Raw genomic sequence first — 25751 nt, 5'->3', positions numbered from 1 at the left:
TTATTTGCCGACTATTGTCCTAATCGGAAAATTGTCAACCCATTTAGGACATCAAATCGTCACGAACCCCAAATTTCTGCCGGGCAATCGATCATCCCGCCGCGATATTCGACGCCGGGCACGCGGTCGCGCGCGAGGAAGGTCGGGCCGTCGAGATCGACGATGTCGCAGAGCTGACCGACAAGGAACGAAGGCGCCATCGACAGGCTGGTGCCCATCATATTGCCGACCATCACGTCGAGCCCGAGCGTCTTCGCCTGCCGCGCGATCGCGAGGCCCTCGGTCAGCCCGCCGCATTTATCGAGCTTGATATTCACGATGTCGAAGCGTCCGACGAGCGATGCCGTGTCGGCGAGCGAGAGCGCGCTTTCGTCGGCGGCGAAGGGCAACGGCCGTTTGAGCCCGTCGAGATCGGCCTCGCGCCCGCGCCCCAGCGGTTGTTCGAGTTGTGCGACGCCATGCTCGACAAGCGCGGGCAGCAAGCCAGCGAGCGTCGCGCTGTCATAGCCTTGATTGGCATCGACGCCGATCCACGCGCCAGGCCGCGCGGCACGGATCGCCGCGACGCGCAATATATCCTCGTCGAGGTCGCCGGTCAGTTTGACCTTGATCGGCGCCTGCGGATCGATCGCCAGCGCCGCCTTCGCCATGGTTTCGGGGCTGTCGGCGCCGAGTGTCAGCGTCGAGCGCAGCGGCTTGGGCCGGTTCAGCCCGGCAAGTTCCCAGACCGGCCGGCCCGCTCGCTTCGCCTCGAGATCCCAATAGGCGCAGTCTAGCGCGTTGCGCGCGCCGCCGGGGGGCAGCAGTTGCTGCAATTCCTCGCGCGTTGCCCCGTCCTCGATCGCACCGCGAACGCGCGTCGCCTCGGACAGCATATGGTCGATATCGTCGCCAAGATAATAGACCCCGGCCCCCTCGCCGCGCCCGACATGCGTACCGTCCGAAATCTCGGCGACGAGCAGAGCGGTTTCGGTGAAGACATGCCCCGAAATGCGGAACGGCTGGTGATAGGGAAAACGCTCGACCCGAAGGTCGAGCGTCAATTCCCGGGTATTTTGCGTTGCCATCAATAGACCATTCCGAAGCCATAGAGGTGGAAGACGAGCGTCACCCAGACGAGTATCAGCGCGGCGAGGATCAAGAGCACCGCGCCGAGCTTCATCGTCCAGCGGCGCTTGTCCTGGATGCCGAGCCACAGGTGCCAGCCGGCCGTCGCGAGCAGGCCGAAGGCGGCGAGCGGGGTCAGGATGCGCTGCAGGTGGATCAGCCAGTCGAGCGGACCGCCGATGCTGCCGATGTCGGCCGAGAAGGCCGCGATCAGCCCGATCCACCCGGCAAGCGCGCCGAGCGCAAGCCAAGCGAAGAAACGGCTCAAGCGATAGGCGCGCAGCGACTGGCCCTGCAGCGCGAACTCGGCCTTGAAGCTCCGGCGCACCAGCACCCGCACCGGCCACGCCAGCGCCGCGAGCAGGATGATGCCGAAGGCGAGGAGCAGCGCGGGGTTGAGCCATGCGGCATTGACGCTGGCGGGTGCGGGTTCGAACACCATGAAGGGCGATCCGGCATCGATGCTCCAACGCACGACGCGGCCGTCCTCGACCTCTGCGGCAAGGCGTTCGCCGGTGCCGGTGTCGCGCCATACGAAGGGTTCGACCTCGACCCAGTCGCGCGCGCCGGCGCCGAGACCGTCGAGCGCGGGGAGCGTGATCTTGCCATCGTCGGTCAGCCCGATGGTCGCTTGGCCGAGCAGGCCGAACAAGCTCATGAAATTGGTGAAGGAGCCGCGGCTGCTGATATAATTGCCGACCATCATCTGCGCGTGCTGCGCGGCGGTCTTCGCATCGACCTGCGCCGGCTTTTCGGGCGGACCCGGCAGATAGCGATCGGCGAATTTGTGGAAGAGCGCGCTGCGCACCGCGCCCGCCGCGCCGTCCTTGCCCGCGCTGTTCATCGACACGAAGACGCCGGTGTCGGCATCGGGGAACAGCCAGAGGTAGGAGTGGAACCAGACGGTATCGCCGCCATGCGCGATCGCGCGCTGGCCGTTGACCCATTGTTCGTAGAAGCCGAGCGCCATGCTGTTGAGCGGGCCGACGCCGGGCGCCTTGAAATCGTGCATCATCTTCGCGGTTTCGGGCTTCATCAGCCCCGCACCGTCATTGAGGTGCGCGATCATGAACTTCGCCATGTCGGCGCCGCTCGACGACAGGCTGCCCGCGGGCGCGGGGATCACCATTTCGAACGGCTCGGGCTTCCCGGTAATGTCGGGATAGCCCTTCGACATATGTGGCACGAGGCGCGCGGGGAGCGGCTGGCGGAACGACGAATGCGTCATGCCGAGCGGCTTGAAGATGTGGTTTTCGATATAATTGTCGAAATTTTCGCCGCTGACGCGCTCGACGATATAGCCCGCGAGCGCGGTCGCATAATTGGAATAGGCGGGCGTCGTGCCGGGCGCGAAAACGCGTTCGGGCAGCGCGAGCGGCATCTGTTTCTTGAGCGTCATCACCGCCTTCGGATCGCTGCTGATCAGGTGGCGCACCGATTCCTCGAAGCCCGCGGTGTGCGTCATGATGTTGCGCATCGTCACCGGCTTGCCCTCATAGGGCGGAATCTTGAAATCGAGATAGGCGTTGACGTCCTTGTCGAGGTCGATCTTGCCCGCCTCGACCTGCTGCATCACCGCGGTCCAGGTGAAAAGCTTCGACACCGATCCGGGGCGGAAAAGCGTGGTTTCGGGCAGGACGGGGGCACGCTTCGCGACGTCGGAATAGCCATAGCCTTTCTGGAGCACGACCTCTCCGCCGCGCACGACGACGACGACCGCACCCGGAATGCGCCCCCGTTCGAGCGCATAGGGCAGATAGCCATCCATCCAGGCTTCGAGGTCCTTGGGATCGAGCGGGGCGGGCGCTGCCGGTGTCTTTGCGGCCGGCACGGTCGCTTCGGTCTTCTTTGCGGCGGGCGCCGGCACCGGCCCCTGCGCCGCCAGCGGCAGCGCGGCAAAGGCCGCCAGCCCGATCATCGCCTTACGGATGAAACGCATCGCTCTCCCCTTATTGTCTGGCGCGTCCTGTCACACCTTGCGGCAAGTCGCGCGACCCCTTACCAAGGACTAACTTCTGTTAGCCCGATAGGGACATAATGATCCTGATTAGAAAATTGTCAAACGGGGATTGGAAAAACTGATGGCGGACCGTGCGCCCCCGCCGACGCTCGGCGCGGTGATGAAGGGCATTCGCGCGCGCAACGGCTGGACGCTCAAGGAAATGAGCGCCAAGTCGGGCATTCCCGTATCGACGCTGTCGAAGGTCGAACATGACCGGCTGACGCTGAGCTACGACAAGCTCCAGCAGCTGAGCCAGCGACTCCAGATTCGCATGTCGGACCTCTTCGCCGAGGATGAGGAGGACACCGCGCCGCGCGTCACCGGGCGCCGCAGCATCGCGGCGATCGAACGCGCCGCGCGAGTCACGACCGACAATTACGACTATCACTATCTCTGCACCGATTTGCGCCAGAAGCGGATGATCCCGATCCTGACGCGCATCCGCGCGCATAGCGCGCGCGAGTTCGGCGAGCTCGTCCGCCATCAGGGCGAGGAATTCATCTATGTCCTCGAAGGGCGGATCGAGGTGCACAGCGAATTCTACGATCCCGTCACGCTCGACGTCGGTCAGGGCATCTATATCGATTCGTCGATGGGCCACGCTTACGTCGTCGCCGACGGCTTCGAGGAAGCCCTCGTCCTCGGCGTCTGTTCGAGCGCCGACGACGGGCTGATGGATTCGCTGATGAGCCTTCACGGATAAAATACTCGAAACGGGAGAAAAAAATGAGATCGCACCGGCGCTTTGCACCCTCGCTTTTGCTGCTGTGCAGCTCGATGCTCGTTTCGGCCTCCGCAGCGGCACAGACGCCGGCCTATGATCTGATCATTCGCGGCGGCACGCTTTACGACGGGTCGGGCAAGCCGCCCGTCGTCGGCGATGTCGCGATCAAGGACGACCGCATCGTCGCGGTCGGCAAGGTCGCGGGCACGGCGGAGCGCGAGGTCGCGGCGAAAGGCATGGCGGTCGCGCCGGGCTTTATCAACATGCTGAGCTGGGCGACCGAATCGCTGATCGCCGATCCAAAGAGTCAGAGCGACATCCGGCAGGGCGTGACGCTCGAGGTGATGGGCGAAGGCTGGTCGATGGGGCCGATGAACGCGACGATGAAAGCGCAGGAAACCGAGCGGCAGGGCGACATCAAATATCCGATCGAGTGGACGACGCTCGGCGACTATTTGGGCTGGCTCGAAAAGCGCGGCGTATCGACCAATGTCGCGAGCTTCGTCGGCGCGGCGACGGTTCGCGTGCACGAACTCGGCGAAGGCGACGTCGATCCGAACCCCGAACAGCTCGCCCGGATGCGCGCGCTGGTGCGACAGGCGATGAACGAAGGCGCGATGGGGGTCGGCAGCTCGATCATCTATGCGCCCGGCTCCTACGCCGAAACCGATGAACTCGTCGCGCTGACGAGCGAGGCCGCGAAATGCGGCGGCATCTATATCAGCCATATGCGGTCCGAAGGCGACCGGATCGAGGAAGCCGTCGACGAGCTGATCGAAATTTCGCGCCGCTCGGGCGCGCCCGCCGAAATCTATCACCTCAAGATGGCGGGGCGCAGCAACTGGGGCAAGCTCGACACGATCGTGAAGAAGGTCGAGGATGCGCGCGCCGCCGGGCTGAAGATCACGACCGACATGTACACCTATACTGCGGGCGCGACGGGGCTCGACGCGGCGATGCCGACGTGGGTGCAGGCGGGCGGGCTCGAGAAGTGGATCGAGCGGTTGAAAGACCCCGCGATCCGCGCGCGCGTTGCCGAGGAAATGAAGAAGCCCGGCAGCGACTGGGAAAATCTCTATTTCGGCGCGGGTGCCGACAAGATGATCCTCTCGGGCTTCAAGAATGACGCACTGAAACCGCTCACCGGCAAGACGCTCGCCGAGGTCGCGAAGATGCGCGGCAAGTCGCCCGAGGAAACCGCGATGGACCTCGTCGTCGAGGACGGCTCGCGCGTGGGCACCGTCTATTTCCTGATGTCCGAGGACAATGTCCGCAGGCAAATCCAGCTGCCGTGGATGAGCTTCGGATCCGACGCGGCGTCGCAGGCGCCCGAGGGCGTATTCCTCAAATCGGGCGCACACCCACGCACCTACGGTAATTTCGCGCGGTTGCTCGGCCGCTATGTCCGCGACGAGAAATTGATCCCGCTCGAACAGGCGGTGTACCGGCTCACCACCCTGCCCGCGACCAATTTGGGCATCAAGGATCGTGGCGCGCTGAAACCCGGCTATTATGCCGATGTCGTCGTCTTCGACCCGGCGACGGTGGGCGACCGCTCGACCTTCGAAAAGCCGCACCAATATTCGGTCGGGGTGCGCGACGTGTTCGTCAACGGCGTCGCGGTATTGCGGAACGGCGAGCATAGCGGCGCGACGCCGGGACGCGCGGTGCGCGGCGCGGGCTTCAACCGCTGTTCCTAGGCGGCGAGCGGAGCCGCCGCGAGCAGCCGCCGCTGTTCGGCAGATGATCGGAACAGGAAATCATGCGGCAGGCCGAGCCGGACGCTCGCCTGACAATGCGGCGCTGCCCGGTCGACGTGGCGGTCGGCGAGGCGGCCGGCGATGCGCAGCGCAGTGCGGTCGAGCCGCGTCAGATCGTAGCGCGGGCCAAGTTCGAGCTTGCGGCGAATATGATCGGGCAGCAGCGATACCGACGCGCGCGCGATGGCGCGGTGCAGGAATCGCGGCACGCCCGGCGCGGCGCGGCCCGACTGGATAATATCGAGGAATTCGAAGATGATCGGATGCGGCTCGAAGCGCGGTTCGAGCTCGGCCATCATCTCCATGAAGGTGGCCACCGTCGGCGGGGCATGCCGCGCCCCGAATTCGCGCCCGATCGCATCGCCGTCGGCCATGAAGCGATCCTTGTCGGCATCGCTGACGGGACGGACGAACCGGTCATAGGCCATCAGGAAGCCATAAGAGGCGGTCGCGGCGACCCAGTCGAGCAGCACCGGATCCATCGCGCGATATCTGTCGCCCGCCGGCGTTTCGCCCTTCACCTTGCCGTGCATGCGGTTGACCTTGCCGATCACCTCTTTCGCGGCGCTCGCGGGGCCATAGCAGGCGAGCATCGCGACGAGCCCGGTGCGGCGCGAACGGCCGATCGGGTCGGCCTTGTACGTCGAATGATCCCACACCCCCGACCGGATGCGTGGCTCGGCAAATTCGAGCAGCACCGCCGCGATGCCGCCGATGCCAAGCGCGATCGGATTCTTGTAGACGCGCCACTGGACGCTATCGGGCGCGAGAAGCGCGGGCTCGCCGACGGGCGCGGCGAAGTCGATCGCCGTCCCCAGATAATCATCCTGCATCGGCGCACGCACCACCGTCATTCGCTCCTTCTAGAAGTCATAACCCACAGTGAGGCCCCAGGTTCGCGGCTGATTGGCAAAGCGCACGACGACATTGGCGTTGCTGGCGACCGCCGACCAATAATATTTGTCGAACAGATTCTTCGCCCACAGCGAGACCGACCAGCCGCTCTCATCCTTGAGGCCAAGGCTCGCATTGACCGTGCCATAGGCATCGACCTTGTAGAGATCGAGATCCTCGAAGATCGTGTTCGACTGGCTCTGGTAGCGCGCGCTGACCGCGCCGGTCAGGCTCAGCGTATCGCTGACCGGCGTGTCATAGGCGATCGTCACGCTGCCCTGAAATTCGGGGCTGTAGATGAATTCGGCGCCGTCGAAATTCTCGGGCTGTCCCGCGGCGTTGGTGCCGTCATAATCGTTGATTCGCGTCTTCAGATAGAGCGCGTTGGCGGCGATGGTCAGCCCCGTCGCCGGGCGGATCGTCAGTTCACCCTCGACCCCGTAAGCTTCGCTGTCGGGGACATTGTCGAGGCGCGAGAGCGCGGTGTAGATCGGATCGGCGAAATAGGTGCTGATCTGCTTGTCGCGATAGTCGTAATAGAAGGCCGAGAGATTGGCCTGCACCAGACGATCGGCGAGCGTCGCCTTCACCCCGATCTCATAGGCGGTGAGCTTCTCCTGCGTCACCGGCGCATTCTGGCGCGCTAGGTTCGCGGCGTTGATCGGCGTCGTCCCCGACTTATAACCGCGCGAGACCGAGGCGTAGAGCAAGGTGTCGTCGTTCGGCGACCAGTCGAGCGCGGCGCGCCATGCGACATTGTTTTCGTCGAGCAGCGACTGAACCTCGCCAAAAGTGCCCGTCTCGGGATCGAAAGTGTTGCACTGGCCCTCGGCGATTTCAGGTGCGAGCACGCCATAGGTCTGGAAATAGAGCGTGCGGTTCACGACGTTGACGTTGGGCAGCATATTGCCGTTGAAGTCGCGCGAACAGCCGTTGTAGCGCTGCTTGTCCTCGGTATAGCGCACCCCGACGGTCAGCTTCAGTTGCTCGGTCAGTTCGGCATCGGCGTTGCCGAACAGGCTCCACGTCTTAGTGCGGATGCGGCCGAAATCCTCGTAGGTGCGGAACGCCTGCGATAGTTCGAGCGGGGTGTAGCCGCCCGAATTGAACGGCGTCCCGAGCAAGGGCACGCCCGCGCCGCGGATCAGCCCGACATTGGCGTTCTGGCCGAGCAAAGTGCGGTTCGAATCGATGATGCGGTCGTTCGCATAATAGGCGCCGACGAGCCAGTTCACGGCCCCCGCCTCGCCTTCGACATGCAGTTCCTGCGCGAAGCTCTTGATCCGCCCCACCGTGTTCTGGAGGAGAATTTCGAACGGCGCGCCGCTCCAGTCCGAGAGCGCGTTGCGCTTGAAATCGTTATAGCTGGTGAGCGAGACGAGCTTCATCGTGTCGCCCAGATCCTGATCCCAGCGCAGCTTGAGCCCCCAGAAGCGATTGTCCTCGGCGAGCGGACCATCGAGGCCGAGCCCGGTGCCGATGTCCGCCGAGCGCGCCGCTTCGGGTGCCCAATCGGCCTGGCTGGCCTTGGTCGGGAAATTGTTCGCGAGATAGTCGGCGAGCCCGGGCGCGTTGAAGAAGCGCGAGTTGCTGGTGCCGGTGACGGGATCGGTCGCGGGCGTGAAGCCGATCCCCTGCCCCGCGACGGTATCCGACCTGTTGCGCCACCATGTCACCGACAGGTCGAAATGCGTGCCGGGCGCAGGATCGAACGCTAGCGAGCCGCGAACGCCGAGCTTGTCGACCTCGCCAAGCCGTTCGCCCCGCGTGTTGCTGACCTGCCAGCCCTTGTCGCTATTCTCGCTGCGAAAGGCGATGCGCGCCGCGATGCCTTCACCAAGCGGGCCCGAGATATGCCCGCCGATATTCCAGGTCTGGTAATTGCCGAGATCGGCCTTGATGCTGCCCTCGAAACTGTCGGTCGGCTTGGCGGTGATGAAGTTGATCAGGCCCGCGGTCGTGTTGCGGCCGTAAAGCGTGCCCTGCGGTCCTTTCAGCACTTCGACGCGTTCGAGGTCCATCACCGGGCCGGTGTTCATGATCGGATAGGCGTAAGCGACCTCGTCCACATAGGTCCCGACGGTCGAGGTCGAGGAGAGGTTGATCGTGTTGAAACCGATCCCGCGCAACGTATAGGTCGGCACGCCCTGATAGCTTTGCGACACGGTGAAGCTGGGCGCCACCGTCGTCAGGTCGCGCATGTCGGTGACGCGCAGATTTTCGAGCGTTTCGGCATCGACCGCCTGGATCGCCATGCCGATATCGTTCATCGATTCGGCGCGGCGCTGAGCGGTGACGATGATGTCGCCTTCGGCCGCGACGCTGTCGGGTGCCGTTTCCTCCGCCGCAAAGGCCGGTGCCGCGACAACGAGGCCGATCGCCGTACCCGCGCTCCAGAAAATACGCATTGCCTTCATCACTCATCCTCCCTCAAACAGCTTGTCGCGGAGCTCGTCGATGTGCGAGCGTCGCGCGAAACCGGACCGTGACAGAACAAGGGATTGCGGCCGCGCGAACAAGCTGACACCTGTGTCAGGGAGCGGAGGGACAAGCGGGTGATCGACGAGAGGGCGGAATGCTGGTCGGAAATGCCGGGGCTGATCGCCGCCGTGCAAGCGGCCGGCGACGCGATCGGCCTGCCCTATGTCGCGGCGCAAGCCGATCTGGGCGATCCCGAGCCGATGAGCGACGCCGAGGGTCGCCCCTATGCCGAAACGAGCTTTCGCTGGGTCGATCCGAATTACGCCTATTGGCGCGACCGCAAACTGGCGTTGCACATCGCCTTCCTGACCGCCGCGCGGCTGGTCGGCGAACCCTTTTACTACAGCGACGGCCGCCTTCGCACCTGGCGGCCCACCCATTTGCTCGACGAGGTCGACTGTTCGCAGGCGCGCAACACCCCCAATTTCGGCGAAGCGATCATCGCGCCGGTGCATCTGCCGCGCGGGCTGGTCGGCGCGGTCTTCTGGTGCTCGCGCGAGCCCGTCGGAGTCGAGGCGATCTTTGCCGAGCAGGCCGGGCATCTGCACAATCTCGCGGTCAAGCTGGTCGCGACGCATAACGAAGCGCGCGGCCGGCCGCGCAACGCCACCGTGCCGCAGACGCTGACCCGGCGCGAGGTGCAGTGCCTGCGCTGGGCGGCGGCGGGCAAGACCGACGGCGAGATCGGTATCATCCTGTCGCTGTCGGTATCGACGGTGCGTTTCCACCTGCGCAACGCCGCGGCGAAGCTCGGCGCGACGGGGCGCGCGCAGTCGATCCAGATCGCCGCGGGGCTCGGCTTCGTCGGCGCGCGCGCGGCCTGATGCAGGTGCCAGCTTGGCCCGGCATCGCGCAGGGGTCAAAGCTGCGGCCATGGACATGCTGAACGATCCGGCGCTGATCGCCTTTCGCGACGAGGTTCGCGCCTTCCTGGCCGCGCATCTGCCCGATGACATCCGCCTGGCGGCGGCACGCGCGACGAGCGTCTTCATCGATCCCGACGTGTCGCTGCCCTGGCAGCGCATCCTCCAAGCGCGCGGCTGGGCGGCGCCCGACTGGCCCGCCGAGTTCGGCGGTCCCGGCTGGAACGAGATCGAACGCTATATCTTCGCCGCCGAATGCGCGCTGGCGGGGGCGCCGAACCTCGCGCCGATGGGGCTCAAAATGGTCGCGCCGGTGATCATGCATTATGGCAGCCCCGAACAGCGCGCCCATTATCTGCCGCGCATATTGTCGGGCGAGGATTATTGGTGCCAGGGCTTTTCGGAGCCCGGCGCGGGGTCGGACCTTGCCGCGCTGCAACTGCGCGCGACACCCGACGGCGACGATTATGTCCTCAACGGATCGAAGATATGGACGACGCACGCGCATTTCGCGAACCGCATGTTCGCGCTCGTCCGCACGTCGAACGAAGGCAAGTCGCAGGCGGGAATCAGCTTCCTGCTGCTCGACATGAAGGCGCCGGGCATCACGGTCGAACCGATCCGCACGCTCGCGGGCGATCACGAACTCAACCAGGTGTTTTTCGACGATGTCCGCGTGCCGCGGGCGAACCGGCTCGGCGGCGAGAATGAGGGCTGGTCGGTCGCCAAGCATCTGCTGACTTTCGAACGCGGCGGCAAATATGCGCCGGGGCTGATCGGCCGCCTCGAACGGCTGCGCGCGCGCGATGACATCGATCCGGTGCTGCGCGCGCAGCTCGACCGCGAAGCGGTGACGCTGAAAGCATTGCAGGCACTCGAGCTGAAAGCAATGCGCGGCGTCGGCGGCAGTCCGGCGCTCTACGCCTCGGCGCTCAAGATACTCGGGACGGAAACGGCACAGCGCATCGACACGCTGGCGTGCGAGGTCGCGGGCCATGCCGCATGGGCCGACGCCGACGGACAGACGCCCGCCGAGCTGGCGGTCGCGGTGCCGCGCTACCTCAACGATCGCGCGGCGAGCATCTATGCGGGGTCTAACGAAATCCAGCGCGACCTGATCGCGCGGACGATGCTGGGTTAGGACGCCTCGGCAAAACGCGCCAGATGACCAGCGCGCGGGCCGAATGCCGCCACAATCGCGAGCGCACGTTTGAAATGGCCACCCAGACTCAGTTCCTCGGTCAGCCCCATCGCGCCATGGATCTGCACCGCACTTTCGCCGACGATCCGGACCGCGTCCCCGACCTCGATACATGCCGCGCTGACCGCCTGCGCCCGGTCGGGGCCGCCCTGATCGACCGCGACGATCGCCACCTCGGTGAGCGCGGCCGCCTTCATCATCGCGAGTTGCATGTCGGCCCCGCGATGGCGCAGCGACTGGAAGCGGCCGATCGCGGTTCCGAACTGCTTGCGCTGGCCCAGATAGTCGACACTGTCGGCGATCATCCGCTGCATCAGCCCGACCGCCTCCGCGCAGCGCCCGGCCAGAATCAGATCGTTCGCATAATCGGCCAGCGCCCGCGCTTCGTCGCCGTCCGCAAGCAGGACCGCATCGCCCTGCTGGAGCGTGAAGGCCAGATCGGCCGACACGCTGCCGTCGTGCATGATGCGATGGCGCTGTTCGACCTTGTCGCCATCGGCCGCGACGAGCAGCAGGGCGTCGTCGCTCGCGAGGAGCAGCAGGTCGGCCTCCGCCGCGCCCGCGACCAGCGTCGCGCTGCCGCGAACCAGCCCGCCGTCGACAACGGGCATCGCCGCGGTCGAGGCAGTGCAGATGATCGCGATGCGACGGCTACCCGCCGACAGATCGCCGAGCGCCGGATGCCCGGGCGCAACGCGCGCGAGGAGCACCGTCGCCGCAACATGCGATAGCCAGTCGGCGCCCGCGAGCGCCGGACCCAATTCGGCCATCACGAGCGCGATATCGACCGCGCCGCCACCGAAACCGCCGACGCTTTCGGGCAATGCGATGCCGGCAAGGCCGAGCGCGCCCGACAGGTCGCGCCAGCCGGGGCGCGGCGTGTCGGCGAGGAAACGCTGTACGCTTTCCCGAAGCATGCGTTGCTCTTCGCGGAGCGGAAGGTCGAGGATGGCCATGTCAGAAGGCCGGACCGGCGGGGCGCGGCTGTTGGTCGGTGTGTGTCATTTGCTCTCCCGCCTCGGTTGTGCAGCGCCGAGCGGCGCGGGTCTAGCTGATTGGTGTGGCAGGTCGGCCCGAGCAATGACATCGCGGGCGATTGCTCCATATACTTAGCAATAAAAGTATCGCATGAGACGGCGATGCAAAGCCTGGGACGAATCGAGGATATGGCGCGGCGCGGGGGGACAGCGTGAATCCGATCTGGCTTCCCGCGTCGCTGTTTGGCGGGCTGTTCCAGGCCTGGCGCACCGCGCTGCAACAGCGGCTGCGCGCCGAGCTGAGCATCAGCGGCGCGGGGCTGGTGCGCTATCTCTATGGGCTGCCTTTCGCGCTGTGCTTCGCGGCGATCTGGCTGACGATGCGGGGCGATGCGGTGCCGGCGTTCGGCGGCGCCTTCGCGGGCTTCGCCGTCGCCGGGGCGATCACGCAGATGGCGGGAACGATCCTGCTCATCATGGCCTTCGGGCATCGCGGTTTCGTCGTCGGCACCGCCTTTTCCAAGACCGAGGCGGTGCAGGCGGCGCTCGTCACCGCGCTCTTCCTCGGCGAGCGATTGCCATTGCTCGCGTGGATCGGGATCGTGGCAGGCGTTGCGGGGGTGCTGGTGCTCGCTTTGGCGGCGCGCGGGATTACCGTGCGCGAGATCGGACGTGCGCTCGGCCAGCCCGCGGCACTGTGCGGCCTCGGCGCGGGGTCGATGTTCGCGCTCGCAGCGATCGCGGTGAAGCTCGCGACCGCCGAGCTCGAAGAGGTCGACCTGATCGGCTCGGCGCTCGTCACGCTCGTCGTCGTGATGGCGATTCAGACCGGATTGCATCTCCTCTGGGTCGTTCTGCGCGACCGCGATACGCTGCGCGCCATATTCCGAACCTGGCGCAATTCGAGCCAGGTCGGGCTGTTGTCGGCGCTCGGTTCGGCCTGCTGGTATATCGGCTTTGCGGCGGCGCCTGCGGCGCTGGTGCGGATCGTGGGGCAGGTCGAGGTCGTGTTCACGATCGGCTTCGCGCATTTCTATCTGCGCGAACCGGTACGCTGGCACGAAATCGTCGGGCTGCTGCTCGTCGTCGGCGGCGTCGTGATGGCGCTGCTCGCGACCTTTTAGGGAAAGGCGGGCGCCTTGCTGACCATAGCGGCCAAGGGGCGGCCCATGACGCCGGTCAGCCATTCGGCCGCCTCAACGATCTTCGGCAAATCCAGACCCGCCGCGACCCCGCTTTTTTCGAGCATATAAAGGACGTCCTCGGTCGCGACATTACCCGCTGCCCCCGGGGCAAAGGGGCAGCCGCCGAGCCCGCCCAGCGACGCGTCGATCGTCGAGGCGCCCGCCTGCACAGCGGCCCAGACATTGGCGATGCCGGTGCCGCGCGTGTTGTGAAAATGCGCGCGCACGGGGATATCGCCGACCGCCTCGCGCACGCGACCGACCATCTCGGAAACCTGCGCCGGCACGCCGACGCCGATCGTGTCGGCCAGCGCGATTTCGCGTGGGGAAGCATCGGCGGCGCGCTTCGCCATCTCGACGACGCGGTCGATCGCGACCCACCCCTCGAACGGGCAGCCGAAGGCGGTGGCGATCGTGATCTGCCCGCTGCGCCCGGCTTCTTTGGCCAGCGCAACGATCTCCATCGCCGCGGCGAGCGATTCGTCCGAGCTTTGCCCCTGATTGCGGATGCCGAACGTATCGCTGGTCACGCACACCGCGCCGAGTTCGTTGATCCGGCCCGTCGCGAGCGCGCGCTCGGCGCCGCGGCGGTTGAGGACGAGCCCGATATAGGTCACATCGTCGCGCTCGGGCAGCATGGCGACGAGGTCTTCGGCGTCGGCAAGCTGCGGCACCTTCTTCGGATTGACGAAGCTCGTCACCTCGATGCGGCGCACACCATAATCGATAGCGCGGCGGACGAGTTCGAGCTTGTCGGCGGTCGAAACGATCGCCGCCTCATTCTGCAGCCCGTCGCGCGGGCCGACCTCGACCAGTTCAACCATATTATTATTCAACATCTTGTGCCCTCGACACCCTGAATCATTTAGCAGGTTGAAAATTACATAGCATTCTAAGTATACAAAGGCCATGGGCGAGGCAGGTCGTCTTACCAGAGTCGGCCGCGAAAGGAATGATATGAGCGATACGGGCAGCGTGGGCGCGCTGGAGGGCATCAGGGTGGTCGAGATGGGGCAGCTGATCGCCGGCCCATTCTGCGGGCAGCTTCTCGGCGACATGGGCGCCGAGATCGTCAAGCTCGAACCGCCGGTGACCGGCGACCAGATGCGCAACTGGGGCCAGGGCGACAAGCCGAGCTGGTGGCGTGTGATCGCGCGCAACAAATATTCGGTCGCGGTCGACCTGCGTGCGGAAGAAGGCCAGGCGCTCGCGCGCGAACTGATCGCCAAAGCCGACATATTGATCGAGAATTTCCGCCCCGGCACGCTCGAGAAATGGAACCTCGACCCCGCCGAGCTGCGCAAAACGAACCCGGGGCTGATCGTCGTTCGCGTGTCGGGTTACGGCCAGACGGGCCCTTATTCGGCGCGTGCGGGTTTCGGCGGTATCGGCGAAGCGATGGGCGGCTGGCGCGGCATCGTCGGCTATCCCGACCTTCCCCCTGCGCGCATGGGTGTATCGATCGGCGACACGCTCGCCGCCACCTACGGCTGCATGGGCGCGCTCGCCGCGCTCCATCACCGCAGCAAGACCGGCGAAGGGCAGATCGTCGATTCGGCGCTGTATGAGGCGGTGCTGCAGGTGATGGAATCGACCGTGTCCGACTATTCGGCGAGCGGCACCAAGCGGCAGCGCACCGGATCGACGCTGCCCGCCATCGCGCCCTCGAACGTCTATCCGTGCAAGGACGGCGAATATCTGATCGGCGCCAATCAGGACGGCGTCTTCGCGCGCCTCGCCGCCGCGATGGGCCAGCCCGAACTCGCAAGCGACGAACGCTATGCGACCCACCGCGCGCGCGGTGCGCGGCAGGAGGAGCTCGACGCGCTGATCGGCGAATGGACGAGCACGCTGACGATCGACGAACTCGAAGCGAAGATGGTCGAGGCCGGCGTGCCCGCGGGCCGTGTCTTCGACGCCGAGGACATGCTCGCCGACCCGCATTTCGCTGCGCGCGACGCGCTGGTGACGGTCGCCGACGAGGAGTTCGGCGAAGTCACGATGCAGGGGGTGTTCCCGAAGCTGTCGGCAACGCCCGGCGGCGTCCGCCGCCCTGCCCCGCTAACTGTCGGACAGGATAGCGCCGACGTGCTCAAGCGCTGGCTAGGGCGGGAGACTTGACGCGATGATCACGCTCTATGGCGGTCCCACGCCCAATGCGCGCAAGATCGCGATCGCGCTCCTCGAAATGGGGCTTGACTGGCGGCTAGAGTATATCGACATCCTCGCGGGCGACCAGCTGACCCCAGAATTTCTGGCGCTCAACCCGAACAACAAGACCCCGGTCGTCGTCGACGACGAAGGGCCCGACGGTCCGGGTTTCATATTGTGGGAAACCGGCGCGATCCTGCTCTATCTGGCCGAGAAGACCGGTCGTTTTCTGCCCACCGATCCGGTGAAGCGCGCGGTCTGCTGGCAATGGCTGATGTTCCAGGTGTCGGGGGTCGGCCCGATGTTCGGGCAGGAAGCGCATTTCACCCATTATGCCAAGGACCGGCATGAATATGCCATCGAGCGCTACAGCCGCGAGGTCGACCGGCTGATGATGGTAATCGACAAACGCCTTGGCGAAGCCGAGTGGCTCGCGGGCGACGATTATACGATCGCCGATATGGCGACCCTGCCCTATCTGCGCCGCCAGTTGATCGAAAAGGCCGGGCGTTTCCCGAACGTCGACCGCTGGGGCGCCGCGATGCTCACACGCCCGGCGGTCGCCGAAGGGATGAAGGCCGGCGTTGCACGCGCCGAGACGATCGAGGGCGGGCTGACGGGGTTTACCGACGAGCACCGCGCCATCCTGTGGGGCGACCGCCAGCACGCGAAGCGTTGAGGCGGATTGTCGGCTTTGGGGTGGGGAGCGGACGGCAAACTACCCTCGCTTCGTCATCCCGGACTTGATCCGGGATCCACGACGACGGCGCAGCTATGGATCCCGGATCAAGTCCGGGATGACGATGAAGGAACGTCCGCTTCCGGTCTGAACCGGACCTCTTAACCTCAATCGCTCTTCACTGCCGCGTGGTTCGCCTCGCCGAACATGTTCGACCATTCCTTGTCATCGAGCTTTTGGTGTCGTCCGACATATTTCGCCGGCGCCTTCAGATCCTCGCGCGTCATCGCGCGTACCACCGCAGGGCGCTCGTTTATCCGTTCGAACCAGCCATGCATCGCGGGCCATTCGTCAAGGCCCATGCCCATCACGAACGCCGATGCGCGGCCGGGCCAGATCGCCATGTCGGCGATCGTATAGTCGTCGCCCGCAACATAGACGCTCTTCTCCAGCCGCTTTTCGAGGACGGTGAGCAGGCGCTTCAGCTCTTTCGTGTAGCGGTCGACCGCATAATCCTGCCCCGCTGGAGCATAGCGGAGAAAATGGCTCGCCTGCCCGCCCATCGGCCCCAGCCCCGCAACCTGCCACGTCAGCCACGACAAGGTCGCCGCTCGCGCGGCGCCCGATGCCGGCAGGAAGCGCCCGCTCTTCTCAGCCAGATATTGCAGAATCGCACCCGACTCGAACACCGTCACCGGGTCACCGCCGCCTTCCGGATCCTGATCGACGATCGCGGGTAGCTTATGGTTCGGATTGATGCGCCCGAACGCGGCGGTCAGCTGGTCGCCATCGAAAATGTCATAGGGAATGATCCGGTAGGGCTCGCCGATTTCCTCGAGCATGATCGCGATCTTCTGCCCGTTCGGGGTCGCCGAATAGTGGAGGTCGATCATCTCACAGCACCTCGTGGATCACATGCCGCACGCCGAAGTCGGTGCGTTCGCCGACGCCGACCGCGAGCACGCCGTTGAGCCAGCCATATTTAACGCTCGCGGTTTCGAACACCGGCGCGATTCGCAGATAATAGCGCGACGGGTCTGCGTCGGGCACGGCGGGATCGGCGAAGGTCGCGCGCACATCGTCGGGGATGATATTGCGCCCGGTGTAGCTCAGATAGATGAGGTCACCGTCATCGGTCTGCCACACCGCGCGCGCATCGAAGGTGCCGACCGAGGCATTGTCGCCGAGCCGCCCGCTACGCGACCAGTTGCCGCCACCCGACAAGACTATCCCGTTGATCCGTAGCCCGAAAAAGCGCCCCCCGCTGATATAGCCGAGCCGCTGGTCGCCGAACGGCGAGGCGCCTATTCCGATCAGCCCGCCGCCGACTTCGAACTCGACGGTGCATAGGTGACGGGTTGCGAGCGCCGCCTGCCGGTTTTCTTCGTTCATGATGCGAATCCTCTTCCTGCCTATGGACAAGCATAAAACGATTAGTATACTAAGGGTCAATCAGATTGACGGATCGGAGAAGCTTCCGGAACCGGCGACACTACACTCAATGGGAGGGTGAATATGAAGGCTCGCAACCAGTTTCTGCTGTCCGGCGTCGCGGGGATCGCGATGCTCGCGGGTGCCGCACCGGCATTCGCACAGGCAGCGCCCGCCGACGCGGCGCCCGTCGATACGGCTGAAGTCGACGACAGCAGCGCCAACGAAATCATCGTCACCGCGCAGAAACGCGAGCAGAGCCTGCAGGACGTGCCGATCTCGATGGAGGTCGTCAGCGGCGCCAAGCTCGCCGAATTCAATACGAGCGACATCAAGGCGGTGATGAATTACACGCCGAACGTCTTCGTCCAGTCGACCGCCGGCAACGACGTCATCTATATCCGCGGTTTCGGCTCGCCGCCGGCGAATTTCGCCTTCGACCAGTCGGTCTCGCTCTATGTCGACGGTATCTATGCCGGCCGCAACCGGCAGGCGCAGGCCCCCTTCTTCGACCTCGAACGTGTCGAGGTGCTGCGCGGTCCGCAGGGCGCGCTGTTCGGCAAGAACACCGCGGCGGGCGCGGTCAGCGTCGTGTCGGCGGGGCCGACCAAAGACTTCGAGGGCGCGATCACCGGCCTCTATAATTTCGACCATAAGGGCACCGACTTTTCGGGCTATCTGTCGGGACCGATCACCGACACGCTCGGCGCGCGCTTCGCGTACAAGATCGTCAATCAGGACGGCTATATCTATAACCGCGCCACCGATCACGACGATCCCGAAATCAAGTCGCAGCTACTGCGCCTGACGCTGAAGTGGGAACCGTCGGACAATTTCGACTACACTGCGAAGGTCGAATATGGGAAGCGGACGGTCATCGGCGGCATCACCGTGTCGAGCCCGCTGACCAGCGACCAGGATCCGCAGACCGATCGTTATCTCGAACGCTCGGCGCTCGGCGACGAAGGCAACAAGAACAAGTCGGTGATGATTTCGGGCGTCGGCAACCTCGCGCTCGGCGATTTCACGCTGACTTCGGTCACCGGCTACAGCTGGTTCAAGTCGAAGATCGTCAACGGTTTCGATCAGACGATCCCGAACAGCGGCGGCGCCTTCACGGCCAATTCGGTCTATAACGCCTTCCCCGAACGCTTCGACCAATTCTCGCAGGAAATCCGCATCCTGTCGCCGGTCGGCGAGACCTTCGAATTCATCGGCGGCGCTTACTACGACAAGTCGAATTACACGTTGGAGCAGTATCAGGGCTTCAACCTTCCCGACCTGTTTCTGACCATTCCCGGCGCGACGCCGACCGATCCGCGCATTCCGATTTATGACGGGCCCTATCTCGCTCGCATCGACAGCATCTTCAGGCAGAAGGCCGAAAGCTGGTCGGTGTTCGGACAGGGCACGCTCAACGCGACCGACGCGCTCCGCGTCATCGGCAGCCTGCGCTATACCCACACCAAGAAGGACGGTTCGTTCCGCACTACCCTCGCCTATGCGTCGGACGGGCTCAATGGACAGCCCTTCGCGCTGCGCCCGATCACCAATGCCGACGGATCGATCAGCGAAGGCAATGTCGATCCCTCGGTCACCGTGCAATATGACGTCGCTCCGCGCGTCATGCTCTATGCGACATGGGGCCGCGGGTCGAAATCGGGCGGCTTCGTCTCGAACACGCTCGGCACCGTCGACAGCACCTTCACCTTCGAACCCGAACAGTCGGAGAATTTCGAGGCGGGCATCAAGTCGACCCTGTTCGACGGCAAGGTCGTCGCGAACGTTTCGGCCTATCACACGCAGTTCAAGGATCTGCAGGTGTCGGTCTACCAGCCCGCGACGTCGAGCTATCTGACCGGCAACGCGGCGAGCGCGACGTCGAAGGGCATCGAGGGATCACTCAGCGTCTTCCCCATTCCCAATTTCGACATCAGCGCGTCGGCCGCCTATTCGGACATCAAATATGACGATTATCCGGGCGCGGCCTGCCTCGCCTCGCAGCCGGCCACTTGCACCCCGGCGACGAACAATCTCGCGGGCTATCCGGTCGCCTATGCGTCGAAGTGGACGGGCAGCGTCACGGCGCATGGACGCTTCGACATGTCGGACAATCTGAAGCTCGACATCACCGGCGTCGCCGCCGGCCGGTCGAAATATTTCAACTCGGACAACCAGAGCCCGATCTTCGGCGTCCAGAACGGCTATGTGAAGCTCGATCTGCGCGTCCAGCTCGCCGATCAGGACGACCGCTGGCACGTCGCGCTCGTCGGCAAGAATCTGACGAACCAGAAGACGATCGGTAGCGCGTTCAACCTGCCTTTCCCGATCACGCCGGTACCGCGCGCGATCCTCTATCTCGAACCGACCCGCAATATTTCGGTCGAGGCCGGGATCAAGTTCTAGGTTCGATATGATGTCCCAGGGATCGGCCGCGGCCCAAGCTTTCCTCGACAGGGAAGCGGCGGCCGCGGTCGTGACCTGTTTGAACGGGTGAACCGCGACATGATCGACGTCTATTTCACGCCCACGCCCAACGGCCACAAGGTGTCGATCATGCTCGAAGAGGTGGGTCTGCCGCACCAGCTTCTCGCGATGAACATGCTCGACGGCGACCATCTTACCCCCGAATATCGCCGTATCAATCCGAACGGCCGCCTGCCCGCGATCGTCGACCATGATCCGGTCGGCGGCGGCGCACCGCTGCCGGTGTTCGAGAGCGGGGCGATCCTGCTCTATCTTGCCGAGAAGAGCGGGCAACTGCTTCCGGCCGACCCGCGCCGGCGCAGCCAGGCCCAGCAATGGCTGATGTGGCAGATGGCGAGCTTTGGCCCGATGCAGGGTCAGGCGCATCATTTCATCCGCTATGCGCCCGAGGGGCAAGCCTATCCGGTCGAACGCTATCGCAACGAGACGCTCCGCCTGCTCCACGTCCTCAACGGGCGGCTCGCCGAAGCCGGCTATCTCGCCAAGGAATATTCGGTCGCCGACATCGCCTGCTGGCCGTGGACGCGCGCGATCCGCGCGATCGGGCTGACGCTCGACGAATATCCCGCCGTCGCCGACTGGTTCGCGCGTATCGGCGAGCGCCCCGCGGTGATCGCGGGAACCGACGTCAAGAACGCGACGAACCTGTCGAGCGCCCGCCCGGTGCTGACTGAGGAGCAATGGTCGAATTTGTTCGGCAGGAATATGCTGGAAGCGCCGACGCGCTAGACCGTGTCGGCGCGGCCCCACTGATATTCGACCTTGCCGTCCAGCCGCCGCACCGCGACCCAGTCGCCGCCCGCGAGACTGTCGTCCTCGATCAATTTGATGACGCCGCCCGCAATATCTTCGGGCCGGCACGCCTCGTTGTTCGCGAGCACCGTCTTCATCCACTCGGACTTGCCGCCCGCACCCGTCGTATCGAGGATCGGCGTGTCGACCAGCCCCGGCAGCATGCCCGCGACGCGGACGTTGCACTCCTCCTTCAAAGGCGCGCAGCAGCGCGTGAACATCATCACCGCCGCTTTGGTCGTCGCATACATCGCGTCGTAGAAGCCCGTTCCGAGCGCGACGGTCGACACGGTGTTGATAATCACCCCGCCGCCGCGCTTCTTCATCGCCTGCACCGCGATCTGCGTCGCCGCGACGAGCGAGGTGATGTTGACATCGATGATCCAGCGGATACGCGCGGCATCGACGTCGGGAAATTGCGGCAGCCCAGACACCACACCGGCATTATTGTGCAAGATGTCGACGTCGCCATGGGCGCGGAACCAGGCCTCGGTCGCGGGAATGTCGGAGAGGTCGAGCCGGTGCACGCTCGCCTGCGCGCCATGCGCCTCGACCAGCCGCGCGGTCTCGGCGAGCCCGGCCTCGTTGACATCGACAAGCGCGATTGCCGGCGCGCCGCGCTCGGCCAGCATCACCGCCGTCGCACGGCCGATGCCGCCTGCCGAGCCTGTGACGATCGCGCGCTTGCCCTTGATATCCATCTCTTCTCTCCCGGCCATCTTGTCGTTACCGTAAAGCACATTGACAGATAAACTTAAATACCTAAGTATTTTTCGAACGAGAAGACTCGTGCGTTTTGGGGAGAGTTATGACCGAGGCCACCGCCTTCAGTGCAGGCACCGCAGCGCCGGGTAACGGCCATGCGCTCCGCCGCAACGTCGCGCTCGCGATGCTGTTCGTCGTCGGCACGATCAACTTCGTCGACCGCCAGCTTCTGTCGGTGCTCGTCGAGCCGATCCGCGCCGAAATGGATTTCAGCGACACGCAATTCGGGCTGCTCACGGGCTTTGCGTTCGCGCTCTTCTATGCCGCCGCCGGGGTGCCGGTGGCGATGATCGCCGACCGCTGGAACCGGGTGAAGCTGATCGGCATCGCCTGTATCGTGTGGAGCGGTTTCACCGCCGCATGCGGCATGGTCTCGAACTTCTGGCAATTGGCCTTGATGCGTTTCGGCGTCGGCGCGGGCGAAGCCGGCGGCACGGCGCCCTCGCTTTCGGTGATCGCCGATTATTATCCGCCGGCCCGGCGCCCGCTCGCAATCGGTCTGTTCACACTCAACGGCCCGTTCGGCGTGTTCGTCGGCGCGACCTTCGGCGCGTGGGCGGCCGCGAATATCGGCTGGCGCAACGCCTTCATCGTCATCGGCATCGTCGGCATCCTCGTCGCGCCGCTTTTGATCTGGCTCGTTCGCGAGCCCGCACGCGGAGCGATGGACGCGCATAAGCCGGCCGATGAGGCGCTGCCCTTCAGCCAGAGCCTCGCGATGTTCATCCGCCGCCCGTCTTTGCGCATGGTCATGATCGGCAGCGGGCTCGCCGCCTTCGTGAGCTATGGCATGCTCAACTGGATTCCGGCGTTCCTGATGCGGACGCAGAAGATGCCGTTGGAAGCAATGGCGACTTATTTCGGCCCGGCCGCCGGCATTACCTTCGGTATCGGCATTCTCGGCGGCGGCTGGCTCGTCAGCCACCGCGCAAAACATTCGGCGCGCGCCTACGGGACGATCCCCGCGCTCGCCACCGCGGTCCTGATCCCGACCTTCATCGCCGCGCTACTCGTCGACACATGGCAGCTCTCGCTCGCGCTCATGCTCATCCCGATGGCGGCGTGCACCGCCTATGTCGCCCCCGCACTCGCGCTCGTGCAGAATCTGACCCCGCCGCGCAGCCGGGCGACCGCCGCCGCGGTGCTGATGCTGATGTTCAACATCATCGGCCTCGGGCTCGGCCCGCTGTTCGCCGGGGTCGTCAGCGATAGCTTGAAGCCCGCCTATGGCGACGACAGCCTGCGTTGGGCGCTGATGGCGCTGATACCCTTCGCCGCCGCCGCCGGCCTCGCCCAGTATCGCATGACGCGTTATCTTGAGAAGGATTTCGCCGAATGACCGACGTCGCAGGCAAGACCGCCTTCATCACCGGCGGTGCGAGCGGACTGGGATTCGCGACCGCCAAGGCGCTCGCGGCGAAGGGCGCATCGGTCATCCTCGCCGACATCGACGGCGCGGGGGCCGAGGCGGCGGCAGCCACGCTGCGCGGCGACGGCGCCGACGCGGTTGGCCTCCAGCTCGACGTCACCAGCGAAGAGAGCTGGGCCGAGGCCGGCGCGAAGGCGCGCGACTTCGCCCCCGTCCGCATCCTGTTCAGCAACGCCGGGGTCGGCGGCGGATCGGGGCCGTTCGAGCAATATGACACCGACGTCTGGCGCTGGAACTATGCGGTCAACGCGCATGCGCATCTCTACGCCTGCCGAACCTTCCTCGGCGACATGAAGGCGTCCGGCGAGCCGAGCCATCTCGTCATCACCTCGTCGATGGTCGCGATCGTGCCGCCGCCGATCTCAGTCGCCTATATCAGCTCCAAATATGCGACGCTCGGCATCGCGATGGCGCTGCGCAACGAGCTGGCCGAAACCTGCGTCGACATTTCGGTGCTGATGCCCGGCATGTCGGCGACGCGCATCGTCGAGACGACGCGCGAGCTGCGCCCCGTGGAGGTCGAGGTCGGCAAGGCGGCGGCGACGAGCCAGGCGATGCAGGGCGTGCTCGCGGGCGGCATGGCGCCGGACAGGATCGGCGCGCGCGTCGTGCAGGCGATCGAAGCCGGCGATTACTGGATCTTCACCCATCCCGAATGGAAGGCGATGGCCGAGCTGGTGACGCGGGATATGCTGGCGTCCTTCGGCCCCTCGGCCGATCCGGCGTACAAGGGCGACGACATCGACGGGCTGATCGCGGCCAACGGCGGCCGCATGTTCGGCGCCAAGGTTTAAGGAGAGAGACATGGCAGAGCAGGACGACATCCGCGCGATGGCGACGCGTTTTTTCGACGCGATCGAGCAAGGCGACATCGAGACGATGCAGAACAGCTTCACGCCCGATGCCGAGATATGGCACAACACCGACGAGGCGATCGTGACGCCGGCACAGACCGCGCAGACGCTGACCGGCATGGTCGCGCGGATCAAGGACCGCGCATATGCCGACCGCCAGCTCACCACCTTTCCCGGCGGCTTCGTGCAGCAACATGTTTTGAAGGGTCGCCGCGTCCACGACGACGGCGAAGTCCGCCTGCCCTGCGCGATCATCTGCAAGGTCGAAAATGGCAAGATCACGCGCCTCGACGAATATTTCGACAGCGCGCACGTCGCCGAATTCCGCAAATTCGCGAACGCCTGAGGAGTCACCCATGCCCGTCCTGCGCCAGGTTCCCCGCTCGGAAGTCACCGACGAGACCGTCCTTGCTTACTACAACCGCCTGTTCGGCGATCGCGACCCCGTCGCCGAGCCCGGCACCGCGACCGGCACGCCCGGCGACTGGTGGACGGTGTTCGCGCTGTCACCCGACATCTTCGAACATGCGGTCAAGGGCTTCGCCGTCTACCGCAACCCCGCGCGTACGATCGACCCGGTGTTGCGCGAACTCGGCCAGACGCGTGCCGGCTGGGTCAAGGGCAGCCAGTTCGTCTTCTCGCAGCATTGCAAGTCGCTCCGCGGCCTCGGCGTCAGCGAAGAGAAGATCGCCGCCATCGCGCACTGGCAGGTCGCCGATTGCTATGACGAGCAGGAACGCGCGGTGCTCGCCTACGCCGACTGCCTGAGCCAGGCTGGGGGCCGCGTGCCGCTCGAGATATTCGACAAGCTTAAGACCTTCTGGAACGACGAGCAGATTTTCGAATTCACCTACATCACCTGCCTCTATGACATGCACGCGGTGATCACGCGCGCGCTGCGCATGGAATATGACGCGCGTGAGGACCCGATCGTCGAGATCGCCGCACCCGAAGGCTTCAGCGCCGCCGACTTCCTCAGCGCGCCGCGGCCTGCGAACGGCTGATGAGCGGCTACGGCGAGCCGCAAGTCGTCGCGACAGGCCTTCGCTTTCCCGAAGGCCCGGTGCCGATGGCCGACGGATCGGTGCTGCTCGTCGAGATCGCGCGCGGGACGCTGACCCGCGCCCTGCCCGACGGCAGCCTGTCGGTCGTGGCCGAACTTGGCGGCGGCCCGAACGGGCTGGCGATCGGGCCCGATGGCGCGGCCTATGTCTGCAACAATGGCGGGTTCGAGTGGATCGAGGCGGGCGGCCTGCTCTTTCCCGGCCATGCCGCGAACGCCGAACCCGGTGGGTCGATCCAGCGCGTCGACCTGACGACCGGCGCGATGACCACGCTTTACGACAGCTTCGAGGGCGAGCGCCTCAAGGGGCCGAACGACATCGTCTTCGATGCAGACGGAGGCTTCTGGTTCACCGATCATGGACAGGTGCGGGACAGCGGCCGCGACCATGGCGCGATCTTCTATGCCGCCGCCGACGGGTCGCGGATCAGCCGCCAGCGCGCCGACATGATGGGCCCGAACGGCATCGGCCTGTCGCCCGACGGCACGACGCTCTATGTCAGCGAGACGATGACCGCGCGCGTCTGGGCGATGGACATCGTCGCGCCGGGCGAACTCGCCCCGCCGCCGCCGTGGGCGCCCGGCCGTTTGGTCGGCACGCCGCCCGCCTTTCGCCTGCTCGACAGCCTCGCGGTCGAGCAAAGCGGCCGCATCTGCGTCGGCACGATGGTCGAAGGCGGGATCACGATCTTCGACCCCGATGGCGGCGGATCGGAGTTCGTCCCGCTCCCCGATGTCGGTATCACCAACATCGCCTTCGGCGGCGCCGATCACCGCGATGCCTATATTACGGCGTCGACGACGGGGACGCTGTATCGCGTCCGCTGGCCGCGTTCGGGGCTGCAACTTCATAATCGTCAACTTAATTGACGATTGATCGCGAAAATGATAAAAGACTCGGTGAGAG

Annotated in this window: 23 protein-coding genes; 14 read left to right on the top strand and 9 right to left on the bottom strand. The window is 65.2% G+C overall.

Annotation, left to right across the window (positions count from 1 at the left end):
* Positions 1-59 precede the first annotated feature (59 nt).
* Both VFG17_RS13605 and VFG17_RS13600 read right to left on the bottom strand, forming a co-directional pair.
* Complete coding sequence (locus VFG17_RS13605; RefSeq protein WP_325029929.1) at positions 60-1067, bottom strand: dipeptide epimerase; 1008 nt, start codon at positions 1065-1067, stop codon at positions 60-62.
* On the bottom strand, positions 1067-3046 hold the full coding sequence (locus VFG17_RS13600) for a serine hydrolase domain-containing protein (RefSeq protein WP_325029928.1): 1980 nt from the start codon (positions 3044-3046) through the stop codon (positions 1067-1069). Before VFG17_RS13600 ends, VFG17_RS13605 begins: the two co-directional genes overlap by 1 nt.
* Positions 3047-3188: 142 nt before the next feature.
* On the opposite strand from VFG17_RS13600, the gene VFG17_RS13595 reads away from it, so the two are divergent.
* Together VFG17_RS13595 and VFG17_RS13590 are read left to right on the top strand one after the other, a co-directional pair.
* Positions 3189-3812 (top strand): XRE family transcriptional regulator, encoded by a 624-nt coding sequence (locus VFG17_RS13595; RefSeq protein ID WP_325029927.1) that lies wholly within the window; start codon positions 3189-3191, stop codon positions 3810-3812.
* A 23-nt stretch (positions 3813-3835) separates the two neighbouring features.
* Entirely contained in the window at positions 3836-5533 is a 1698-nt protein-coding gene (locus VFG17_RS13590) for a D-aminoacylase (protein ID WP_325029926.1), read from the top strand.
* Here the strand turns inward: VFG17_RS13590 and VFG17_RS13585 are convergent.
* The gene (locus VFG17_RS13585) at positions 5530-6447 is read right to left on the bottom strand and encodes an oxygenase MpaB family protein (protein WP_325029925.1); all 918 of its coding nucleotides are present in this window, start codon (positions 6445-6447) and stop codon (positions 5530-5532) included. The genes VFG17_RS13590 and VFG17_RS13585 overlap by 4 nt on opposite strands.
* A 9-nt stretch (positions 6448-6456) precedes the next feature.
* Positions 6457-8904 carry a TonB-dependent receptor gene (locus tag VFG17_RS13580; RefSeq protein ID WP_325029924.1) on the bottom strand — a complete coding sequence of 816 codons (2448 nt, stop codon included), beginning with the start codon at positions 8902-8904 and terminating at the stop codon, positions 6457-6459.
* 138 nt (positions 8905-9042) lie between these two features.
* Here VFG17_RS13580 and VFG17_RS13575 point away from each other — a divergent pair, with 138 nt between their 5' ends.
* Together VFG17_RS13575 and VFG17_RS13570 are read left to right on the top strand one after the other, a co-directional pair.
* On the top strand, positions 9043-9792 hold the full coding sequence (locus VFG17_RS13575; protein ID WP_325029923.1) for a helix-turn-helix transcriptional regulator: 750 nt from the start codon (positions 9043-9045) through the stop codon (positions 9790-9792).
* 49 nt (positions 9793-9841) lie between these two features.
* Positions 9842-10972, top strand: a complete 1131-nt coding sequence (locus VFG17_RS13570; protein ID WP_325029922.1) for an acyl-CoA dehydrogenase family protein — start codon at positions 9842-9844, stop codon at positions 10970-10972.
* On the opposite strand, the gene VFG17_RS13565 is transcribed toward VFG17_RS13570, so the two are convergent.
* Positions 10969-11949, bottom strand: a complete 981-nt coding sequence (locus VFG17_RS13565; RefSeq protein ID WP_325029921.1) for an acyl-CoA dehydrogenase family protein — start codon at positions 11947-11949, stop codon at positions 10969-10971. The genes VFG17_RS13570 and VFG17_RS13565 overlap by 4 nt on opposite strands.
* 272 nt (positions 11950-12221) lie before the next feature.
* Here VFG17_RS13565 and VFG17_RS13560 point away from each other — a divergent pair, with 272 nt between their 5' ends.
* Complete coding sequence (locus VFG17_RS13560) at positions 12222-13133, top strand: EamA family transporter (RefSeq protein ID WP_325029920.1); 912 nt, start codon at positions 12222-12224, stop codon at positions 13131-13133.
* Here VFG17_RS13560 and VFG17_RS13555 read toward each other — a convergent pair.
* On the bottom strand, positions 13130-14032 hold the full coding sequence (locus VFG17_RS13555) for a hydroxymethylglutaryl-CoA lyase (RefSeq protein WP_325029919.1): 903 nt from the start codon (positions 14030-14032) through the stop codon (positions 13130-13132). The genes VFG17_RS13560 and VFG17_RS13555 overlap by 4 nt on opposite strands.
* Positions 14033-14150: 118 nt before the next feature.
* On the opposite strand from VFG17_RS13555, the gene VFG17_RS13550 reads away from it, so the two are divergent.
* Together VFG17_RS13550 and VFG17_RS13545 are read left to right on the top strand one after the other, a co-directional pair.
* Positions 14151-15314 (top strand): CoA transferase, encoded by a 1164-nt coding sequence (locus tag VFG17_RS13550; RefSeq protein ID WP_325029918.1) that lies wholly within the window; start codon positions 14151-14153, stop codon positions 15312-15314.
* 4 nt (positions 15315-15318) lie between these two features.
* Complete coding sequence (locus VFG17_RS13545) at positions 15319-16023, top strand: glutathione S-transferase family protein (protein ID WP_325029917.1); 705 nt, start codon at positions 15319-15321, stop codon at positions 16021-16023.
* 167 nt (positions 16024-16190) lie between these two features.
* On the opposite strand, the gene VFG17_RS13540 is transcribed toward VFG17_RS13545, so the two are convergent.
* Both VFG17_RS13540 and VFG17_RS13535 read right to left on the bottom strand, forming a co-directional pair.
* The gene (locus tag VFG17_RS13540) at positions 16191-16916 is read right to left on the bottom strand and encodes a glutathione binding-like protein (protein ID WP_325029916.1); all 726 of its coding nucleotides are present in this window, start codon (positions 16914-16916) and stop codon (positions 16191-16193) included.
* 1 nt (position 16917) lies between these two features.
* Positions 16918-17415, bottom strand: a complete 498-nt coding sequence (locus tag VFG17_RS13535; RefSeq protein ID WP_325029915.1) for a DUF3237 domain-containing protein — start codon at positions 17413-17415, stop codon at positions 16918-16920.
* 123 nt (positions 17416-17538) lie between these two features.
* Between VFG17_RS13535 and VFG17_RS13530 the strand changes: the two genes are divergently transcribed.
* Positions 17539-19860 (top strand): TonB-dependent receptor, encoded by a 2322-nt coding sequence (locus VFG17_RS13530; protein WP_325029914.1) that lies wholly within the window; start codon positions 17539-17541, stop codon positions 19858-19860.
* 99 nt (positions 19861-19959) lie between these two features.
* A complete protein-coding gene (locus VFG17_RS13525; protein ID WP_325029913.1) occupies positions 19960-20670 on the top strand; it encodes a glutathione S-transferase N-terminal domain-containing protein in 711 nt (236 codons plus the stop codon).
* Here VFG17_RS13525 and VFG17_RS13520 read toward each other — a convergent pair.
* On the bottom strand, positions 20667-21434 hold the full coding sequence (locus VFG17_RS13520) for an SDR family oxidoreductase (protein WP_325029912.1): 768 nt from the start codon (positions 21432-21434) through the stop codon (positions 20667-20669). The two genes, VFG17_RS13525 and VFG17_RS13520, sit on opposite strands and share 4 nt — an antisense overlap.
* A 107-nt stretch (positions 21435-21541) precedes the next feature.
* On the opposite strand from VFG17_RS13520, the gene VFG17_RS13515 reads away from it, so the two are divergent.
* Genes VFG17_RS13515 through VFG17_RS13495 form a run of 5 tightly spaced genes read left to right on the top strand, consistent with a single transcriptional unit; the run spans position 21542 to position 25714 of the window.
* Positions 21542-22837 carry an MFS transporter gene (locus tag VFG17_RS13515; protein ID WP_325029911.1) on the top strand — a complete coding sequence of 432 codons (1296 nt, stop codon included), beginning with the start codon at positions 21542-21544 and terminating at the stop codon, positions 22835-22837.
* Positions 22834-23721, top strand: a complete 888-nt coding sequence (locus VFG17_RS13510; RefSeq protein ID WP_325029910.1) for an SDR family NAD(P)-dependent oxidoreductase — start codon at positions 22834-22836, stop codon at positions 23719-23721. The genes VFG17_RS13515 and VFG17_RS13510 overlap by 4 nt, the downstream gene beginning before the upstream one ends.
* Positions 23722-23731: 10 nt before the next feature.
* Entirely contained in the window at positions 23732-24127 is a 396-nt protein-coding gene (locus VFG17_RS13505) for a nuclear transport factor 2 family protein (protein WP_325029909.1), read from the top strand.
* 10 nt (positions 24128-24137) lie between these two features.
* Positions 24138-24785 carry a carboxymuconolactone decarboxylase family protein gene (locus VFG17_RS13500; RefSeq protein WP_295319588.1) on the top strand — a complete coding sequence of 216 codons (648 nt, stop codon included), beginning with the start codon at positions 24138-24140 and terminating at the stop codon, positions 24783-24785.
* The gene (locus VFG17_RS13495; protein WP_325029908.1) at positions 24785-25714 is read left to right on the top strand and encodes an SMP-30/gluconolactonase/LRE family protein; all 930 of its coding nucleotides are present in this window, start codon (positions 24785-24787) and stop codon (positions 25712-25714) included. The genes VFG17_RS13500 and VFG17_RS13495 overlap by 1 nt, the downstream gene beginning before the upstream one ends.
* Positions 25715-25751 lie beyond the last annotated feature (37 nt).

This window comes from Sphingopyxis sp. (genome assembly GCF_035686825.1).
Taxonomy (GTDB): Bacteria; Pseudomonadota; Alphaproteobacteria; order Sphingomonadales; family Sphingomonadaceae; genus Sphingopyxis.
Note: the sequence above shows the minus strand (reverse complement) of the source record. Positions and strands in the feature narration are given on the sequence as shown.

Excerpts from the sequence above, each read along its gene's own strand:
- VFG17_RS13605 (WP_325029929.1), bottom strand. The coding sequence starts at position 1,067 with ATGGCAACGCAAAATACCCGGGAATTGACGCTCGACCTTCGGGTCGAG.
- VFG17_RS13600 (WP_325029928.1), bottom strand. The coding sequence starts at position 3,046 with ATGCGTTTCATCCGTAAGGCGATGATCGGGCTGGCGGCCTTTGCCGCG.
- VFG17_RS13595 (WP_325029927.1), top strand. The coding sequence starts at position 3,189 with ATGGCGGACCGTGCGCCCCCGCCGACGCTCGGCGCGGTGATGAAGGGC.
- VFG17_RS13590 (WP_325029926.1), top strand. The coding sequence starts at position 3,836 with ATGAGATCGCACCGGCGCTTTGCACCCTCGCTTTTGCTGCTGTGCAGC.
- VFG17_RS13585 (WP_325029925.1), bottom strand. The coding sequence starts at position 6,447 with ATGACGGTGGTGCGTGCGCCGATGCAGGATGATTATCTGGGGACGGCG.
- VFG17_RS13580 (WP_325029924.1), bottom strand. The coding sequence starts at position 8,904 with ATGAAGGCAATGCGTATTTTCTGGAGCGCGGGTACGGCGATCGGCCTC.
- VFG17_RS13570 (WP_325029922.1), top strand. The coding sequence starts at position 9,842 with ATGGACATGCTGAACGATCCGGCGCTGATCGCCTTTCGCGACGAGGTT.
- VFG17_RS13565 (WP_325029921.1), bottom strand. The coding sequence starts at position 11,949 with ATGCTTCGGGAAAGCGTACAGCGTTTCCTCGCCGACACGCCGCGCCCC.
- VFG17_RS13555 (WP_325029919.1), bottom strand. The coding sequence starts at position 14,032 with ATGTTGAATAATAATATGGTTGAACTGGTCGAGGTCGGCCCGCGCGAC.
- VFG17_RS13550 (WP_325029918.1), top strand. The coding sequence starts at position 14,151 with ATGAGCGATACGGGCAGCGTGGGCGCGCTGGAGGGCATCAGGGTGGTC.
- VFG17_RS13545 (WP_325029917.1), top strand. The coding sequence starts at position 15,319 with ATGATCACGCTCTATGGCGGTCCCACGCCCAATGCGCGCAAGATCGCG.
- VFG17_RS13540 (WP_325029916.1), bottom strand. The coding sequence starts at position 16,916 with ATGATCGACCTCCACTATTCGGCGACCCCGAACGGGCAGAAGATCGCG.
- VFG17_RS13535 (WP_325029915.1), bottom strand. The coding sequence starts at position 17,415 with ATGAACGAAGAAAACCGGCAGGCGGCGCTCGCAACCCGTCACCTATGC.
- VFG17_RS13530 (WP_325029914.1), top strand. The coding sequence starts at position 17,539 with ATGAAGGCTCGCAACCAGTTTCTGCTGTCCGGCGTCGCGGGGATCGCG.
- VFG17_RS13525 (WP_325029913.1), top strand. The coding sequence starts at position 19,960 with ATGATCGACGTCTATTTCACGCCCACGCCCAACGGCCACAAGGTGTCG.
- VFG17_RS13520 (WP_325029912.1), bottom strand. The coding sequence starts at position 21,434 with ATGGATATCAAGGGCAAGCGCGCGATCGTCACAGGCTCGGCAGGCGGC.
- VFG17_RS13515 (WP_325029911.1), top strand. The coding sequence starts at position 21,542 with ATGACCGAGGCCACCGCCTTCAGTGCAGGCACCGCAGCGCCGGGTAAC.
- VFG17_RS13510 (WP_325029910.1), top strand. The coding sequence starts at position 22,834 with ATGACCGACGTCGCAGGCAAGACCGCCTTCATCACCGGCGGTGCGAGC.
- VFG17_RS13505 (WP_325029909.1), top strand. The coding sequence starts at position 23,732 with ATGGCAGAGCAGGACGACATCCGCGCGATGGCGACGCGTTTTTTCGAC.
- VFG17_RS13500 (WP_295319588.1), top strand. The coding sequence starts at position 24,138 with ATGCCCGTCCTGCGCCAGGTTCCCCGCTCGGAAGTCACCGACGAGACC.
- VFG17_RS13495 (WP_325029908.1), top strand. The coding sequence starts at position 24,785 with ATGAGCGGCTACGGCGAGCCGCAAGTCGTCGCGACAGGCCTTCGCTTT.